Here is an 18,759-nt window from a genome sequence, read left to right as displayed (position 1 = left end):
TTAGCTAAGTATTTAATTAATCAATTATTATGTTGATAAAACTTAATCTTAACATTTTAGAAAGGGTGATTAATCATGTATTACAAAGATATAGATTTCGAAAAAAAATGGCATGAATATATTGAAAGTAAAGAAGGATATTCAAAGGAAAGAGCTTTTGATGATGAGGTAGAAAGATTATTTTTTAAAAAATTATCTCATAAATATGATGATAAGCCAACTCTTTATGATTATTCAAAAGAAGTATTTGATTTTATTGATAAATTAATAGAGAAAGGAAAAAATCTTATAGAAATAGGTGCAGGGACAGGAAAATTCACTATACCACTTTCTAAGAAATGTAAAGTTGTAATTGCTAATGATTTTTCAAGAGATATGCTTGATATGCTTGAAGAAAAGATTAGAGGATATAATATAACCAATATAAAAACAATGCAAGGTAAATGGGAAGATGTCAATTTTGAGTGTAGTGACTACATTTTATCTGTAAATTCTCTTTATAGAATTTGGAATATTAAAGATGCATTGAATAAAATGAATAAGTTAGCTAAAGAAAAAGTAATTATAGTAAGAACTATTCAAAAGCCATTATTTAATGACTTATATATTGCTTTAGGAGAGAAGGATAGAACTTGTCCAGATTATATATATATTCCAAATATATTACATTCTTTGAATATATGTGCAGATATAAAGTTTATTGACGTAGAAAATGAAATTGAATTCGATAGTATAGAAGACATATATCTTAAAATTAAGGCTGAATTAAATAAAAATATTAATTTTGTTGAAGTGGTGGATAAATATATAAACAATGTAATAGAAAGAAGAGAAAATAAATATATTTTCAAACATAAAACTAAGGTTGTGATTATATATTGGAATAGTATTAATTAAACTTGTTAATGTCATTAAATGTAAGTATTATTATATTGAAAATATTTACAATCTCGACATATTATGCTACAATTATTTACAATAAATAAAATTTAATAAGCATTACCTCGTCTAATAAAAAGATTGAGGTAGAGGTTGCATTTACTAAGATTAATATTGAAGAGGCCGGAAGCCAATGAATCAATATAAAAGGAGTAATTGCCGAAGTGCTAGTGTCCAAAGCTAGTGCTGGGACTGTATTTAATAGGTACAGTACTGTCATCAAAATCATCCCGAATTTTGATGGAGAGCTATCTTAAATAAGATAAAGGGAAGATGTAGGTATGTTGTATTTAGCACATTTAGCTCAACATGTATCCATGTTGAGCTTTTTTACATCTATACAAAATAGGATAGAAAAGGGATGCAATAATAAAATATTTTAATTTAAAAGTGGGGAGAATACAAATGAGCAGTTTAAAAAAGAAGAGGTTTACTATGCCGCAGACACTTACTATAATATTCTTATTAATAGTAGTAATGGCAGTTCTTACTTGGATAGTACCAAGTGGAAATTTTGAAAGGGTAGATATAGACGGAAGGTCAGTTGTTGTTGCTGGAACTTATGAAAAAGCACCATCAAATCCACAAGGTGTTACTGATGTATTTTCAGCTCCTATAAATGGATTTATAGATGCAGCTGAAGTCGTTGGATTTGTTTTGATAGTTGGAGGAGCTTTTGGAATAGTTAACAAAACAGGTGCAATAGAAGCAATTATAGCACATACTGTAAATAGAATGAAGAAGTTTCAATTTTTAATAATACCTATATCAATGATTTTATTTGGTCTTGGTGGTACAACTTTTGGAATGAGTGAAGAAACATTACCTTTTTATATGATATTTATTCCACTTATGACCAGCATGGGATATGATTCGTTAACCGCGGTGGCAACAGTATTTATAGGGGCAACAGCTGGATTTGGAGCGGCTACTACTAATCCTTTCTCTGTAGGAATAGCACAGGCATTGTCACAAATAGCACCAGGTTCTGGAATAGAGTTTAGAGTTGTTATGTTTATAATATATATGGCTATATCTATAGCATTTGTTATGATGTATGCTAATAGAGTGAAAAAAGACCCTAAAAAGTCTTTAGTACATGATATATCACTGAATCAAGAATCAATAACTAATAGTGATACAACTATAAAAGAATTTACAAAAAGAGAAGCCATTGTAATAGCAATTTTTGTAATAGGTATGGGAATTATGATATTTGGAGTTTTAAGATTAGAATGGTATATAGCTGAAATTGCAATGATATTTACAGCCATAGGTATAATATCTGGAATAGCATCAGGGCTTAAACAAGATGAAATAGTTAATTCATTTATAAGTGGAGCAGGAGATTTAATGACAGCAGGGTTGTGTATAGCATTTGCACGTGGAATCGTAATAATAGCAGAAAATGGATTTATAATAGATACAATTTTAAATTCTGCAGCAAATTTATTAAATGGATTACCAAAAACTATATTTATAAATTTAACTTTCTTAATAGAAGGATTAATAGCATTTTTAATACCATCAGCATCAGGGCTTGCATCACTTACGATACCTGTACTTGCACCACTTGGAGATTTAGTAGATGTATCTAGACAAATGATAGTTACAGCGTATCAATTTGGTATAGGTGTAACTAACTTAATAACTCCTACATCAGGTGTTTTAATGGGAGCACTAGCAGTAGCTAATATTCCTTGGTCAAAGTGGGTTAGATTCGTAGTTCCTCTAATGGTAGTATTAACAATTCTTGTAATGGTATTTTTGACAGTAGGATTATATCTAGGATTTTAATAGGAGGTAAGTTATGATAGAGAGTATAAAGAAAAGAGCTTATGATATAGAGAATGAACTTGGAAAACAAATTGAAGAAGTATGTGATTTTATATTCAACAACCCAGAACTAGGGGAAGAAGAATATATATCATCAAAATATTTAGTAGAGAAAATGAAAGAGTATGGATTTGATACAACTTATCCATACTGCAATATAGATACTGCTTTTAGAGCAGAACTAGGGGATAGTGATGGTCCTACTATAGCATTTTTAGCTGAGTATGATGCACTTCCTGGATATGGAGAAGATAAAGAACCAGGTCATGCTTGTGGTCATAACTGGATTGCGGCATCTACACTAGGGGCTTGTATAGTATTAAGCAAGTTAAAAGAAAGTTTTAAAGGAAAAATTGTACTAATAGGAACACCAGCTGAAGAAACAACAGGAGGAAAATGTGACTTAGTTAAAGCAGGAGCTTTTGACGATATTGATGTAAGCTATCAGATGCATATAGAAGCTTTTAATAATATAAATTGTAAGGCTTTAGCAATAGATTCATTAGAATTTAGTTTTGAAGGTGTATCAGCACATGCAGCTAGTCATCCTCATATGGGAGTTAATGCTTTGGACGCAGTACAACTTACTTTTGCTGGAATAAATGCTCTAAGACAACATGTAAAATCAGATGTTAGAATACATGGCATAGTTTCAAATGGAGGGGAAGCACCGAATATAGTTCCAGAAAAAGCAGCTTGTAAGTTTTTCGTAAGAGCTGCTGAAAGAAGTTATTTAGATGAAGTAACTAAAAAGGTTATAAACTGTGCAAAAGGTGCAGAATTAATGACAGGAGCTAAGCTATCTTATAGATATTTTGAAAATTCTTTTGATAATATAATAAATAATAAAGTACTTCAAAATATAACAAAAAATAATTTAATTGAAGCAGGCATAACAGATATATTAGAGGGAAAAGAGGGACCAGTAGGTTCTACAGATATAGGTAATGTAAGTCAAGTTTGTCCTACTATGTATACAGAAATAGCTTTAGATATAAATCCAATGGTATATGTACATGAAAAAGAGTTTCTAAATTATGCAAATTCTACGGAAGCTTATGATAAACTTCATAAAGCGGTAAAGGCAATGGTGGGTTGTGCATTAGAAATTTATTTAGAAGATGGACTACTTGATGAGATTAAGAAAAATCACTTAAATTAATTTAAATTAAACATAAAACAAAGAGGTATTACTTGAAAATTGGTAATACCTCTTTTATTAATATTATAGAATTTAAGGGATGTTATAATAATTCTAGGTATATAAAGAGAAAGATGTATGATAATAATTAGGTAAATAATTCTATAAGAATAAAATCTATTTCATATATATCTGACCTTTTTTGTAATGAAAAAATAGGATAATTTATATACAAAGAAATATAGAGTATAAAATAAAAGGAAAATTAGTCTTATAAAATTGTATATTAAAATAAGGAGTAGATAAATATGAAAATATTAATCTCTATAGATTCATTTAAGGGGAGTTTATCTTCAATTGAAGCAGCAAACGCAATCAAAAGAGGAATATTAAAAGTCGAAAAAGATGCAGAAGTAAAGATACTGCCACTTGCTGATGGTGGTGAGGGTACTGTAGATGCTTTAGTTCAAGGTATGAATGGTGAAAAAGTAACTATATCAGTTATTGGACCAATAGTTAAGAAAGTAAATGCGACATATGGATTATTAAAGGACACAAATACTGTAATAATAGAAATTGCTCAAGCATCAGGATTGACATTAGTGCCAACAGAATTTAGAAATCCTTTGTACACTACAACTTATGGTGTCGGAGAAATAATAAAGGAAGCAATAAAGAAGGGTTATAGAAATTTTATAGTAGGTTTAGGTGGTAGTGCTACCAATGATGCAGGAGTGGGTATGCTTCAAGCATTAGGATTTGAGTTTTATGATGAGAATAACAAATTAGTAGGTTTAGGTGGAAAAGTTCTAAAAAAAATAAGACATATAAAAATAGATAATAGACTAAAAGAATTAGATGAATGTAACTTTAAAATAGCCTGCGATGTAAACAATCCATTGTTTGGAAAAAATGGAGCCACATACATATATGGACCTCAAAAAGGTGCAACACCAGAAATAATTGAAGAGTTAGATAGTGGGCTTAGAAATTTTTCTAATATAGTCAAAGATGACTTAGGTAAAGAAATAGCTAATGTAGAAGGTGTAGGAGCAGCAGGAGGCTTAGGATTTGCCTTTTTAGCATTCTTAAATTCAAAGCTAGAATCAGGTATAAAAATAATATTAGAAGAAATTAAATTAGAGGATGAATTGCAAGATGTAGACTTTGTAATAACAGGAGAAGGTAGATTAGACAATCAAACTGCAATGGGTAAGGCACCAATAGGAGTTGCAAAATTAGCTAAAAAATATGGAGTAAAAGTAATAGGTTTAGCTGGGGCAACAACTGAAGATGCAATTAAGTGTAATGAAGAGGGAATAGATGCTTATTTTTCTATAGTAAATAGAGCTATGACAATAGAAGAGGCTATGGATAAAAAAATTGCAAGTAATAATATGACTGCGACAACAATACAAATATTTAATCTTATAACTAGTGTACAACAGTCAAGAAATAAGTCATATTAAAATTAGATGAAAAAAGAAAGCTGTTACACATTAATTTAGGTGTTTTCAATGTGATAGCCTATTTATTTTTATTACAGAATATTATAATAATATAATGAATTGAAGTACAAAATCATGATATTATAAATAGACATTGACTAAATCTTAATTGTGTATAAAAATAAGTAATTAAGAGGTAATAGATTATTTATATAATATTTGATAAATTTAGATATAAGGAGAGAAAAATATGATAATTGAGCTAAACAAAAGTAATTCTGAAAATCTAACTAAGACAGAACTTGAAATAATTAAATTTATAAATGAAAATGAGTCAATATTGCCAGAATTATCTATAGTAGAGATTGCTCATGAGACATATTCATCTCCAGCAACTGTTTCAAGGGCAATTAGAAAATGTGGTTTAAATGGATTTAATGAACTTAGGTATAGACTAACAGTAAAAGATGAAAATGATGACATACAAAATATGGGAGACATAATAAATAAATCTTTTATTGAAGCACAGAGGGTTATAGAACAAATATCTTTAACTACATTAATTAATATAATAAAAGCTATAAACGAGTCTAGTAAGATATATATTTTAGCAAGAGGACTTACTGAATATGTAGCAAAAGAGTTTAGTCTTAAGTTGCAACTGCTCGATTTCAATGTGGTCTTTATAAATGACCCTAACATAATGAAAATAAAATCTAAATCAATAAAAAAAGATGAGCTTATAATTATTTTTTCATTGAATGGAAACACTGTAGAACTTGTAGAGTCAGCACAAAATGCCAATTTAGGAGGCGCTAAAGTTATAACATGTTGTTGTAGTGAAAATGCAAAACTTATAAAGCATTCAGATTTATATATTGTGGGATATAAGCATGAGCATATATCTATTTCTGAATATGAAGTATCATCTAGGTTACCCTTGTATATTATATCTAGGATAATTATAGACTATATGGTTAGGTATAATAATTCTGAGAATTAAATTTAAAAGTCTATGAAAATCAATTTTCTATTTGTGAAAAGATTTTCATAGACTTTTTTATTATAATGAAAACATACATAACAGAAACAAGGGGGAAGACAATGATATATACATTAACTACGAATCCTGCAATAGACATGAATATATCTACTAATGGTATAAAGAGTAAATTAGTAAATCGTACATCAAATGCAATATATTCTCCTAATGGAAAAGGTCTAAATGTATCATTTGTACTAGGTTATTATGGTATAGAATCTAAGATATTAGGTTTTTTTGGAGGATTCTCAGGAAGATATATAGTTGAAGAAAGTGAAAAGAGAGGGTTTGATGTATTACCCACTTGGGTAGAAGATACTACTCGTATAAATATATTTTTAAATGATGGAAGTGATGAGTTTAAGTTTGTTAATTCTGGCTCATATGTAAATGAAAAACAAAAACTAGATATGTTGGAGAAGATAGAGTCTTTAGAAGATATAAGTCATCTATCAATAAGTGGTAGTCTGCCACCTGGAATTGATGATAATTACTATGAAGATATATTTAAGATTTGTAAAAATAAAAATATAAAAATAATACTGGATATAAGTTCACCAAAGTTAAAGGAATTACTACAATATAATCCATATTTGATAAAACCAAATGATGAAGAAATCAAAGATATATTTGGAATTATTGTAAGAGATGAAGAAGATATTAAAGATGTACTTAAGTTACTACACTTGAAAGGTGCTCAAAATATCTTATTAACCTTAGGGGAAAAAGGTTCTTATTTTTATAATGGAAAATCAATTTATTATGCTAGTACTCAACCTGTTACAGTTGTTAGCTCTGCTTGTGCAGGAGACTCTGCATTGGCTGCTTTTTTGAGTATATGGTTGGAAAATCAAGAAGATATTGAAAATGCATTAAAAAGGTCATCAGCAACAGGAGCAAGTGTAGCTGAAAGTAATGGTATAGGTAATTTGGAGAATGTAGAAGATTATATAAAAAATATAAAAGTTAGAAAGGTGGTATAGAAATGGGTAAGAGGATGATTTTAGGTGTAACAGGTTGCCCAACTGGGATAGCTCATACTTTTATGGCAGAAGAAGCGCTAAAAAAAGCTGCCAAAGAATTAGGTTGTGATATAAAAGTTGAAACGAATGGAGCTATAGGAGTAGAAAATAAACTAACAGCAAAAGATATCGAAATGGCAGATGCAATAATAGTGGCTTGTGATAAAAACGTTGATATGGATAGATTCAATGGAAAGCCAGTAATAGAAGTACCTGTCAAAGAAGGCATACACAAAGCTAGTGAGCTTATACAAAGGTGCATTGATGAGAAAGTACCTATTAGAAAAGGAAGTACATCAAGTAGCAAACTTAAAGAAGAAGGTAATTTGTCATTTGGTCAAAAGTTATATAAGGACTTAATGAATGGTGTATCCCATATGTTACCTTTAGTAGTAGCAGGTGGAGTACTAACTGCCATATCATTTTTATGGGGTATTTACTCATTTGACCCAAATTCAGAACAGTATAATCAGATAGCAGCTACATTAAAATCTGTTGGTGGATATTCTATGAATTTGATGGTTCCTGTATTAGCAGCGTTTATAGCTCAATCTATATCAGGAAGACCTGGTATGTTAGCAGGTCTTGTTGGAGGAATGATATCATTTGATACAGGTTCAGGATTTTTAGGTGGAATTATAGCAGGATTTTTAGCAGGTTACTTAGTAAATTTATTTGTACATATATTAAGAAAATTACCAAGACAGTTAGAAGGTCTTAAATCAATTTTTATAATTCCTATAGTGAGTGTAGGTTTTGTTGGTGTAGTTATGTTATTACTTGGAGGGCCATGTTCAGCACTTAACAATGCTATGATGAACTTCCTTTCAGGGTTACAAAACTCAAGTCCTATAATATTAGGAATCGTAATAGGTTGTATGTCAGCATTTGATATGGGAGGTCCAGTAAATAAAGCAGCATATGTAACTGGAACTATGCTTCTAGGACAAGGAAACTATTTATTTATGGCAGGTGTATCTGCAGCTTGTATAACACCACCACTAGTAATAGCAATAGCATCTACTTTATTTAAAAATAGATTTACAGAAGAAGATAGAGCAGCAGGGTTAATTAACTATATACTAGGTAGTACTCACATAACAGAAGGAGCAATACCTTTTGCAGCAAAGAATCCATTAAAAGTGTTGCCAGTACTTATGATTGGTTCATCAATATCAGCAATTTTAACTTATATAATGAAAATAGAAGTACCAGCTCCACATGGAGGATTTTTGGTTCTAGGATTAGTCAATAAGCCACTTTTATGGGTAGGGTGTATATTGTTAGGTTCATTAGTAGGAGCCATACTTTATATGTTGGTTACACCTAAAGTAGTAGATAACAAAACTACTACAGAAAATACAACTGAAATCAAAGATGAAAATAGACATAAAAGCACAGATAACATTACAAGATTGGAAAACGTATCTAATGGCATAACTTTATATGATGAAGAAACAGTAGTTTTAAATGTTAAAGGAAAAAAGAAAGCAGATGTAATTGATGAGATGGTTGAAATACTTGATAAATCAGGTATTCTTTCAGATAAGAATAAATTTAAAAAAGAAATTTATAAGAGAGAAGAAATATCGTCTACAGGATTTGGTATGGGGATAGCGATACCACACGCAAAAACAGATGCAGTAAAAATACCACGTGTAGCAGTAGGTATATCAAAAGAAGGTTTTGATTTTGAATCAGAGGATGGAAGTCTAGTACATATTATATTTATGATAGCAGCGACAGATAATGGTGATAATTTACACTTAAAGACATTATCTCAACTATCTTCAAAGTTAATGCATGAAGAATTTTTAAATGAGTTACTAAATAGTAAGACAAGTAGAGAAATAGTATCAAAATTGAATAATGAAGAAATCAGTATAAGTATATAGGAGGATTAATTATGGCATTAGTGACAACTAAACAAATATTATTAGATGCACAAGAAGGACATTATGCAGTGGGTGCATTTAATGTTGAAAATATGGAGATGGTTATGGCAGTAATAGAGGCAGCTGAGGAACTTAAATCACCTGTGATACTACAAACAACACCTTCAACAATAAAGTATGCAGGGCTAGATTATTATTTAGCAAATGTAAAGGTAGCATCAGAAAAGGCAAGTATCCCTGTAGCAATGCACTTAGACCACGGTTCAAGTTTTGAGCTAGCTATGCAAGCACTTAGAGTTGGATACACTTCTATTATGATTGATGGTTCTCATGAAAGTTATGAAGACAATATTTCAATATCCAAATCTGTTGTAGATGCATGTACGCCTTCAGATATACCTGTTGAAGCTGAATTAGGTAAAGTTGGAGGTAAGGAAGACGACTTAGATGGTGGAGATGGTGGAGCATACACAGACCCACTAGAAGCAAAAGAGTTTGTAGAGAGAACTGGAGTATCATCTCTAGCAGTAGCAATAGGTACAGCACATGGTCTATATAAAGGAGAACCAAAGCTTGATTTAGATAGATTATCTAACATTAGAGAAGTGGTATCAGTTCCATTAGTGTTACATGGTGGGTCTGGAATACCAGATGAGATGATTAAAGAATCTATAAAAAGAGGAATTTGTAAGGTTAATTATGCAACAGAATTAAGAATTGCTTATAGCAATGGAGTTAAGGATGTACTTAATTCTGACCCAGAAGTGATTGACCCTAAGAAGTATGGTAAAAAAGGTTTAGATTCAGTTAAAGAGTTTGTTAAGAGTAGAATGGAAGTTTGCGGATGTGTAGGAAAAGCAGTAGGAACAGTGGAGTGTTAATAAAAGAAAATAATTTTATGAACATTTGAGATAAAGTTATATACAATTACAGAAAAATTAAGAAATAAAATAGAGAAGATTTAGTGCATATTTATTTAACTAAATAACTAGTTCTTCAAGTATCTAGATAAATCTAGTAAAAACATATTATACAAGTCTTAAAGTTATAATTGTATTAGAATGTAGAAAGGATTTTGTAGATAAGTCAAATAATCCTAACAAGTATAAAGACTAAATTTATAGTTTAATATTAGAGTAAAATAAACAATTGAATATGTATAACATAGATATACAAAAAGAGATATTGAATTTTTCTGCAATATCTCTTTTTTGGTAATAAATTAGATAATTAAATTAATTTAAATACTATCTAATTAAATTTTTAATATTAAGGTCTAATAAAAAATATTATACAAAAATAAATCTATGACTTTATTAATAAATCATATGTACAAATAACTCATTAAGACAAACTAGATGTATTTCTGCTATATTGACTTATAAAACCTTTAGGCATTTTACTTATAAAATATACAACCATAATGCAAGATAAAGGCTTGTCAACTATATTGCTTAGAATTCTTGGAAAGAATGCAGCAGTAAATATCTCCTGCCCAGACTGAACTAAAAAACCAACCAATAAATCAGCACCACTTCCACTCAAGCCACCAAACAATAAAACTGAAATAGGAGTACCAATTAAAGGACAAACAATAGCTAAAATTATTCCTGTGATAATAGCATTTTTATAATCAAACCCTTTTTTCTTAGAAATATAACCAACAATAAGACCAAGAGCAATGTTTACAAGGGCAAAAGGAATATTTGTAGGTCCTGATATAACACCTAAAACTAAATTTGTACAACCACCAATAAGGGCACCCCAAAAAGGACCTAAGACAACAGCCCCAAGCACAGTACCAACTGTATCTAAAAATAATAATGGTATGTTTATCATAGATATAAATATACCTAATACAATGTTAATGACTATACACATTGAAGAAAATGTGATTTTTTTAGTATTCAATTATAATACCTCCTAAAAAATGTATACATTTATCATATTATAGATTATAAAAGATTACTAATTGTATATTTCTATATAGAATATTACAAATATAGAGCAAATAAATAATATAATTAGCAAAATATGTAGTATTATTAAAATTAAGAATAACTAAGGAGATTATTATGAAAAGAAATAGAGAGATAGTAGTGGTATGTCATTGTATATTAAACTGTAACTCCAAAGTAGAGGGTTCATCAGAATTTAAAGGTGCACAAAATATAGCAGTAAATTTAATAAATAATGGATATGGACTAATTCAACTACCATGTCCAGAGATAATTATGTATGGAATAAATAGGTGGGGGCATGTAAAAGAACAGTTTGATAATAGTTTTTTTAGACAACAATGTAGACAAATGTTAGTACCTTATATAATGCAGTTTGATGAATACTTAAAAAATAATTACAATATAAAAAGTATTATAGCAATAGATGGTAGCCCAAGTTGTGGTTATAATAAGACTTGTAGTTCTGAAAAATGGTTTGGTGAATTGTGTGGTTGTACTGATTTGAAGAATAAAATAAATGATGTACAATTAGTAAATGGCAAAGGAATTTTTATAGAAGAGTTAGAAAAATTACTTAATGAATATAATTTGAATATACCAATAGTTGGATTTAATGAAGCTAAAGAAGGAAAATAAATATATTTTCATAAGGCATGATAACTATTTACTATTAAAAGAGTATTGAATACCTATAATGATATAAATGAATTTATAAAATGATTATTTATATAAATTAAATTTGTAGTAATTTTAAAATTAAAAGAATAAAACTCTTGAAGATACTAGTTTAGTAAAGCTAGTATCTTTTGTTTTGCCGTAAAATCCATCAATTATATCAAAAATATGTATGAATCAATCAAATTACTAACAAATTCAAATTATATCCATTACTAATATATAATGATTTAATACATATGGGTCAGTATAATAAAAAGACTACTAGAAATATATGATTTGTTATACTTTCTAATTATGAGAAACTAAAAAAATATAAATTAAAATAAATTTAAGACATTAAAAAGTATTATCTTTTATTAAATTGGAAAATTACGTTAAATTATGGAAAACGATTGACAAATAGAGTCAAATAAAGTATATTATTGGTAAGTTAGTTTAATGTACAAATAAATGATGGTATAAAGTCATTTACATCAACTCATATATTAGAGTAGTTGACCTAACAGTACATTAAATATAACACTATATCATCTATTTAGGAGGGTGGCTGTGGTAAGAATATTTGAAGATTATATTGAAAAAAGATTTGACAATGAACTATTGCGAATAGAAGCATGGGGAAAAAATTCTTTACGTATCAGGTCATTTGTAGACCAAAATTTTGTTGACGAAAACTATGCTCTTGACGAAAAACCTAAGTTAAATAAAGACGATATTATAATTAATAAAAATGAAGATGGTAGTGTAGTCATTAAAAATGGGAAAATAAAGGCTGTCTTAGACCATAGAGATAGAATTACTTTTTACAATGATAAAAATGAAATATTATTGAAAGAGTATATCCGATTAAGAGCTGTAAAACATGATGATGGTGGAGAAGATGTAGGTACAATTGAAATTACCAAAGATTTTAACTCTACTCTTAAATTAAAATCAAGAGAATATCGACCAAGTTACAATGGTGATTTTGAAGTAACTACTAGATTTGAGTCTGAGCCTTCTGAAAAGGTTTTTGGAATGGGACAATATCAACATAAATTTTTAGATTTAAAGAATACTGTACTAGAATTGGCTCAAAGAAATTCTCAAATATCAGTTCCTTTTTATATTTCTAGTTTAGGTTATGGATTTTTATGGAATAATCCAGGGATTGGAAAAGTATCTTTCGCCAAAAATATGACAGAATGGAAGATGTTTTCTACAAAATTTATAGATTATTGGATTACTTGTGGAGAAAGTCCAAAAGAGTTAAACAAAAATTATTCTCAAGTCACAGGGACTGTCCCTATGATGCCTGAAAACCTTTTGGGGCTATGGCAAAGTAAATTAAGATATAGAACTTCAGAAGAAGTTTTAGATGTTGTGGAAGAATACTCTAAAAGAGGAATTAAACTTTCATCAATTGCAATTGATTATTTTCATTGGCCTAAGCAAGGTGAATATAAATTTGACCTAGATTATTGGGAAAATCCTAAAGAATTAGTTAGGAAACTAAAAGAAGAGTATTCAGTAGAGCCAATGGTATCTGTATGGCCTACAGTTCAAAGTGATGCAGAAAATTACAATGATTATTTAGAAAATGGTTATCTAGTTAATGTTAATCGTGGTGTCAGAATGACAATGCAAATTCAAGGAAATACAGTATTTGTAGACATGACAAACAGAAACGCAAGGGACTATGTTTGGGATAGAATAGATAAAAATTATAAACAACTTGGAATTAACTATTATTGGTTAGATGTAGCTGAACCTGGATATTCTGTTTATGATTTTGATAACTATAGATATAAAAAAGGAAATGTTTTAAGTTGTGGCAATATTTATCCGATTGATTATTTAAAAATGATTTATCATGGTTTACATGATGATACAGAGTCTGTTGTAACTCTTGTAAGAGGAGCTTGGGCAGGAGCTCAAAAGTATGGAGCTTTGGTATGGTCTGGTGATATTGATTCTAGTTTTGAAGCTTTTAATAATCAAGTAAATACAGGATTAAATATGGGACTAGCAGGTATACCATGGTGGACTACAGATATTGGAGGTTTCCATGGAGGAAATCCTAAAGACCCAGAATTTAGAGAGCTTATGGTAAGATGGTTTCAATATGCTACTTTTTCACCAATTTTGAGAATGCATGGAGATAGATTACCTCATAGCAAACCATTATCAAATAAAGGTGGAGGTTCAATGGTAACAGGAGCTCCTAATGAAATATGGTCTTATGGCGAAGAAGTTGAAGTAATTCTTACAAAGTTTATCAAAATTAGAGAAAGTATAAAAACTTATTTATCAAAATTGATGAAAGAAGCTCATGAAGAAGGAACACCAGTTATGAGAACTTTATTTTATGAATTTCCTGAAGATGATAAAGCTTGGGAGATTGATAATACATATATGCTTGGAGATGAAATCTTGGTTGCTCCAATAATGAATTATAAAGACAGAAGTAGAAAAGTATATTTGCCAAAAGGATATACATGGGAAAATATCTTTAGTGGGGTTAGTTATGAAGGTGGAAAAGTTTATGAAATTGAATGCCCTCTTGAAGAAATTCCTATATTCTTAAAGCAAAATTCTAAGTATAACTTTGAAGAGTTAAAAAATATTTTGAGTGAGGTGAAATCATAATGGAACCACAATTATGGCAATTATTATTAATAGTAGTATATGGATTTTTTATAAACTATGAAAAAAATTCAACAATGTTTGGAACATATCAACCAGTAACAGCAGGTTTTATTACTGGTCTTATCTTAGGTGATATAAACACAGGTTTATATATCGGAGGTACACTACAACTATTATCATTAGGTATTAGTAATTTTGGTGGAGCATCAATACCTGATTATCAGACAGCAAGTATAGTAGCAACATTTATAACTATTACAACTAAGCAAGACGCATCTGTAGGAATCTCTATAGGTATTCCAGTTGCTTTATTGATGGTACAATTAGATGTTCTTAGAAATACTATTGGTATATGGCTAGTTCATAAAGCAGAAGATGGAGCTAGAAAAGGAAATTATAAAAATATAACATATATGCAAATGTTAGGAGTATTACTAACAGCAGCTACAACAGGTATTCCAGTTGCTCTATCTGTAATATTTGGACCTTCTTTAATTAACACAATTTTAAAATATACACCTGAATGGTTAACAGGTGGTTTAACAGTAGCTGGAGGATTACTTCCAGCAGTAGGAATAGGATTATTACTTAGATACCTTCCTGCTAAAGAGTATTTTAGTTATTTAGTAATTGGTTTTGTTTTAGCAGTATATATGAAAGTACCATTGTTAGGTGTAGCTTTAATTGGAGGAGCAATTGCACTTATAATTTACAAAAAGAATGTAGAAAATCAAGCACAACATTATACTGTGGTAGGAGGTATGGATGAAGATGAGTGATAATGTATCAGTAAATAAATCAAATGAAAAAGTTAAAAAAAGTGTTTTATGGCGTTGGTTTTTCACGAGTTCTGTCTCTTCAAATTACGAGAAGATGCAAGCTTTAGCATATTGTTATGCAGTATTGCCATTTTTAAAGGTAGTATACAAAGATAATCCAGAGAAACTTCAAAATGCTGTATTAAATCATTTACAATTTTTTAATACGAATCCATGGGTTGCACCTTATATTTTGGGTATTAATGTAGCTATGGAGGAATTATCAAGTGAAGATACTGAAGAGGCTGTTACTTCAATTAAAACAGGATTGATGGGACCTGTAGCAGGTTTAGGAGATAGTTTATTTGTTGTTATTCCATGGACAATTTTTGGAGCAATAGCAGCTAATATGGCGATAGATGGGAGCCCATTTGGAATCCTACTATGGATTGCAGTGAGTGTAGCATTAAAATTATTAAGTATACCATTATTTAATGCTGGATATACATCAGGTACTAAGCTAATATCTTCAATTGAAAAAAGTTTGAAGATTTTAACTGAAAGTACATCTATTTTAGGATTAATGGTGGTAGGTGCATTAATACCATCTGTAGTAAAAGCTAATGTTGCTTTGAATTTTCAACAAGGCGACTTTACAATGAAAGGTCAAGAAATATTAGACCAAATTATGCCTGGACTAGTTCCTGCAATTTTAGTTCTGGTTGTTTATTGGGCTCTTAAAAAGAATGTAAAGCCTATATACTTAATTTTAGGTGTAATGGTTGTTTCAATAATTTTATATGCATTAGGTATTTTAAAATAAGGAAAGGATGATATTAGATATGGAAATGAAAGGTATTAAAAATATTCGTATAGATGACCGTTTAATCCATGGTCAAGTTGCAACTATGTGGAGTAATAAATTAGGTGTTACAAGATTAATGGTAGTAAATGATGCAGTAGCTAATAATTCTGTTCAAAAACAAGTTCTAAGAATGGCTACACCTGCTGGAATAGCATCATCTATAATTACAGAAGAAACTGCTATAAAAAATATTACTGCTGGGAAGTATGAAGGACAAAATGTATTATTAATTGTCAAGTCTCCTGTTGACCTTATTCCATTTGTAGAGGCTGGATTAAAAATACATAATATAAATGTAGGAAATATGTCAAGTAGAAAAGATACAACAGTATTAAAACCTAATATCAGTGTTACAGAAGAAGAGAAAGAAGCCTTCAAAAAACTTTTAGATGAAGGTGTTGAAATAACAACTATAATGACACCTGATGATAAGAAAACTTATCTTGTAGACATTTTATAGATTTAGAGAGGTGTATTAAAATGAATAGTATTATTTTAATGAGTCATGGAAATATGGCTGAAGAAGTATTAAATTCTGCAAAAATGATAATAGGAAATTCTATAGATTATCCTACTGTAAATATGAAACAAGATGATGGAATTGAAGGAACAATAAAAAAACTTAAGAAAGCCTTGGAAGTATATAAGGAAAGTTCAGAAATAGTTATAATGGTGGATTTACTAGGTGGAACTCCATGCAATGCAGCTTTATTAGAGGCTAGTAGTGATAGCAGAATTAAGATTATTTCAGGACTAAATTTAGGTATGGTTGTTGAATCAGCTTTTTCAGATGCAAAAGAATTAGCAGTAAAATTAGAGCAAATAGGGAAAGATAATATTTCTATTGTTGAGCCAACAACAAGTTTATTATCTGATGATGAGTAGATAATGTTAAGATTTAATTAATATATAACGTATAAGAAAAAGAATACAAATAATTTTGTGTAAGTACTAGAATAAATTTAATTTTAGAATGTACAGTTTAAAGGGGTTATGGCTATATAGTCATAACCCTTATTTAAGCTTATTTTTATTTTTATAAAAATAGTACATGTCTTAAGATATTCTTAACTTTTTTGACTTTCATAATTACTATAACTAATATTTAATTAAGATGAATATTTGATTGATTTAATAATTTAGGTCAGTTTCTAAAACTTTGAATTCACTTATATATAATATCGAAGCTATTAAATAAAGTGACTTATGAAGTGATTCATCTGTTGTAAAGGTTGATTTAGATGTAGTTATATTTTTTTATGTTCCATTACAATTGTAGCAAAAGCAATAGATAGATTCACTTAGATATTAAAAAATGTAACTAGCTTAAATAAGCTAGTTCTCAGATTATTCAATATTATAGCACAGCTATTTTATCATTTATTTCATTCATCAAAGTTAGGTTTTGTATATTTAAGAAGCTTTTAATATTTACAGCAGAACCACCATATAGAGATGCCTCAGAACCTAATGATGAAATTTCTATATTTATGCCTTTGTTAAAAGAGCTAACCAGCATATCTTTTGTAATCTCTAATATTTCAGGTATATTTCTGATTATTTCGCTATTTAAATATATTATCTCAGGAGCATAAGTTGCAATAGCATTGTTTATAGCTAGCGATAGGTAACTACAAAATTCATGGATAACTTTTTTAGTATTCTGATTATCTTCATAGTATAATTGTTTTACCATATCAGAATCTATTTTAGACATATTTTCTAAAGAACAAATCTGTTCAAATACTTTTTTCTCTGAGCAATATTGTTCTAAACAGCCACGGTTTCCACATGGACATAGTTTACCATTAGGCATGATAATAGTATGACCAATTTCACCACTCATACCATTTCTACCACTATATAATTTATTGTTTATTATAATGCCTGAACCAAATCCACTATGAATACTAAGACTAAGTAGTGAATTATGTACAGTTGAAAAAGTACTCTCAGCTAAAGCTGTTAAGTTTGCTTCGTTTTCTATATGAATAGGGAAGTTGTATTTTTTACTTAGGATACCATATAAATCAATCTCATTGAGATTATAATATGGAGTGAATAATATATTATTTTCACAAGTAATCCCATGTATAGCTAAAGTTAGCCCTATTACATTATAAGGAGTGTCTATTTTGGACATATTATAACTATCTATAATTTCATCTATCAATTGTATAACGTTATCTTTATTGACTTGTATATCTGTTAATTTCTTAGATTTTATAATAGTTCCATCTAAGTAAGATAGAGAAGAAAATATATAGTCATATCCAATATCCATACTTAAAGAAATTCCCGCACATTTATTGAATACTAAAAGTATGGGTTTTCTTCCACCACTATGGGTACTATTTCCAATTCCTATTTCATGAATCAAAGACTCATCGATAAGTTTTTTGGTAATAGCAGATATAGTTGCTTTATTTAATCCTATAGAAGAGGCTATACTTGCTCTAGAAATAGGACCATTCTTTATAATTTGTTCAAGTACCAATCTTTCATTCATTTCTCGAATTGTGTATTTATCAGTAACCAATTTGATA

Annotated in this window: 16 protein-coding genes and 1 riboswitch; of the genes, 14 read left to right on the top strand and 2 right to left on the bottom strand. The window is 29.3% G+C overall.

Translation table 11 applies throughout. From position 1 onward, the window contains the following. Nucleotides 1-75 precede the first annotated feature (75 nt). From ACTG47_RS16500 to gatY, 8 genes are all read left to right on the top strand, one after another. Complete coding sequence (locus ACTG47_RS16500; RefSeq protein ID WP_479925366.1) at nt 76-897, top strand: class I SAM-dependent methyltransferase; 822 nt, start codon at nt 76-78, stop codon at nt 895-897. Between the two features lie 121 nt (nt 898-1,018). Next, nucleotides 1,019-1,198: riboswitch (Lysine riboswitch) on the top strand. Between the two features lie 146 nt (nt 1,199-1,344). Beyond that, on the top strand, nt 1,345-2,736 hold the full coding sequence (locus ACTG47_RS16495) for a YfcC family protein (RefSeq protein WP_169469155.1): 1,392 nt from the start codon (nt 1,345-1,347) through the stop codon (nt 2,734-2,736). Nucleotides 2,737-2,749: 13 nt separating this feature from the next. Further along, nucleotides 2,750-3,937, top strand: a complete 1,188-nt coding sequence (locus tag ACTG47_RS16490; protein ID WP_169469157.1) for a M20 family metallopeptidase — start codon at nt 2,750-2,752, stop codon at nt 3,935-3,937. A gap of 287 nt (nt 3,938-4,224) precedes the next feature. Continuing rightward, nucleotides 4,225-5,385: a glycerate kinase gene (locus tag ACTG47_RS16485; protein WP_479925365.1), complete on the top strand. Its 1,161-nt coding sequence runs from the start codon at nt 4,225-4,227 to the stop codon at nt 5,383-5,385. Nucleotides 5,386-5,614: 229 nt separating this feature from the next. Further along, nucleotides 5,615-6,367 carry a MurR/RpiR family transcriptional regulator gene (locus tag ACTG47_RS16480; RefSeq protein ID WP_169469162.1) on the top strand — a complete coding sequence of 251 codons (753 nt, stop codon included), beginning with the start codon at nt 5,615-5,617 and terminating at the stop codon, nt 6,365-6,367. A gap of 101 nt (nt 6,368-6,468) precedes the next feature. Continuing rightward, the gene (locus ACTG47_RS16475; RefSeq protein ID WP_479925364.1) at nt 6,469-7,389 is read left to right on the top strand and encodes a 1-phosphofructokinase family hexose kinase; all 921 of its coding nucleotides are present in this window, start codon (nt 6,469-6,471) and stop codon (nt 7,387-7,389) included. A gap of 2 nt (nt 7,390-7,391) precedes the next feature. After that, nucleotides 7,392-9,323, top strand: a complete 1,932-nt coding sequence (locus ACTG47_RS16470) for a fructose-specific PTS transporter subunit EIIC (protein ID WP_479925363.1) — start codon at nt 7,392-7,394, stop codon at nt 9,321-9,323. Between the two features lie 11 nt (nt 9,324-9,334). Further along, entirely contained in the window at nt 9,335-10,204 is an 870-nt protein-coding gene (gene gatY, locus ACTG47_RS16465) for a tagatose-bisphosphate aldolase subunit GatY (protein ID WP_479925362.1), read from the top strand. Between the two features lie 463 nt (nt 10,205-10,667). On the opposite strand, the gene ACTG47_RS16460 is transcribed toward gatY, so the two are convergent. After that, the gene (locus tag ACTG47_RS16460; protein WP_479925361.1) at nt 10,668-11,234 is read right to left on the bottom strand and encodes a CD3073 family putative ECF transporter S component; all 567 of its coding nucleotides are present in this window, start codon (nt 11,232-11,234) and stop codon (nt 10,668-10,670) included. Between the two features lie 164 nt (nt 11,235-11,398). Between ACTG47_RS16460 and ACTG47_RS16455 the strand changes: the two genes are divergently transcribed. The 6 genes from ACTG47_RS16455 (at nt 11,399) to ACTG47_RS16430 (ending at nt 17,098) form a co-directional block, all read left to right on the top strand. Continuing rightward, on the top strand, nt 11,399-11,920 hold the full coding sequence (locus tag ACTG47_RS16455; RefSeq protein WP_479925360.1) for a CD3072 family TudS-related putative desulfidase: 522 nt from the start codon (nt 11,399-11,401) through the stop codon (nt 11,918-11,920). A gap of 591 nt (nt 11,921-12,511) precedes the next feature. Beyond that, nucleotides 12,512-14,590, top strand: a complete 2,079-nt coding sequence (locus ACTG47_RS16450; RefSeq protein ID WP_479925359.1) for a glycoside hydrolase family 31 protein — start codon at nt 12,512-12,514, stop codon at nt 14,588-14,590. Next, a complete protein-coding gene (locus ACTG47_RS16445) occupies nt 14,590-15,369 on the top strand; it encodes a PTS sugar transporter subunit IIC (protein ID WP_169469181.1) in 780 nt (259 codons plus the stop codon). The genes ACTG47_RS16450 and ACTG47_RS16445 overlap by 1 nt, the downstream gene beginning before the upstream one ends. Further along, nucleotides 15,356-16,171, top strand: coding sequence for a PTS system mannose/fructose/sorbose family transporter subunit IID (locus tag ACTG47_RS16440; RefSeq protein ID WP_254176382.1), 816 nt, complete (start codon nt 15,356-15,358; stop codon nt 16,169-16,171). The genes ACTG47_RS16445 and ACTG47_RS16440 overlap by 14 nt, the downstream gene beginning before the upstream one ends. A gap of 19 nt (nt 16,172-16,190) precedes the next feature. After that, nucleotides 16,191-16,673: a PTS sugar transporter subunit IIB gene (locus tag ACTG47_RS16435; protein ID WP_479925358.1), complete on the top strand. Its 483-nt coding sequence runs from the start codon at nt 16,191-16,193 to the stop codon at nt 16,671-16,673. Between the two features lie 20 nt (nt 16,674-16,693). After that, nucleotides 16,694-17,098 (top strand): PTS sugar transporter subunit IIA, encoded by a 405-nt coding sequence (locus tag ACTG47_RS16430; protein WP_169469183.1) that lies wholly within the window; start codon nt 16,694-16,696, stop codon nt 17,096-17,098. Nucleotides 17,099-17,570: 472 nt separating this feature from the next. Here the strand turns inward: ACTG47_RS16430 and ACTG47_RS16425 are convergent, their stop codons facing one another. Beyond that, nucleotides 17,571-18,752, bottom strand: a complete 1,182-nt coding sequence (locus ACTG47_RS16425; RefSeq protein WP_479925357.1) for an ROK family transcriptional regulator — start codon at nt 18,750-18,752, stop codon at nt 17,571-17,573. Between the last annotated feature and the right edge of the window lie 7 nt (nt 18,753-18,759).

The sequence above is a fragment of the Clostridioides sp. LIBA-6622 genome, from assembly GCF_056716095.1.
Note: the sequence above shows the minus strand (reverse complement) of the source record. Positions and strands in the feature narration are given on the sequence as shown.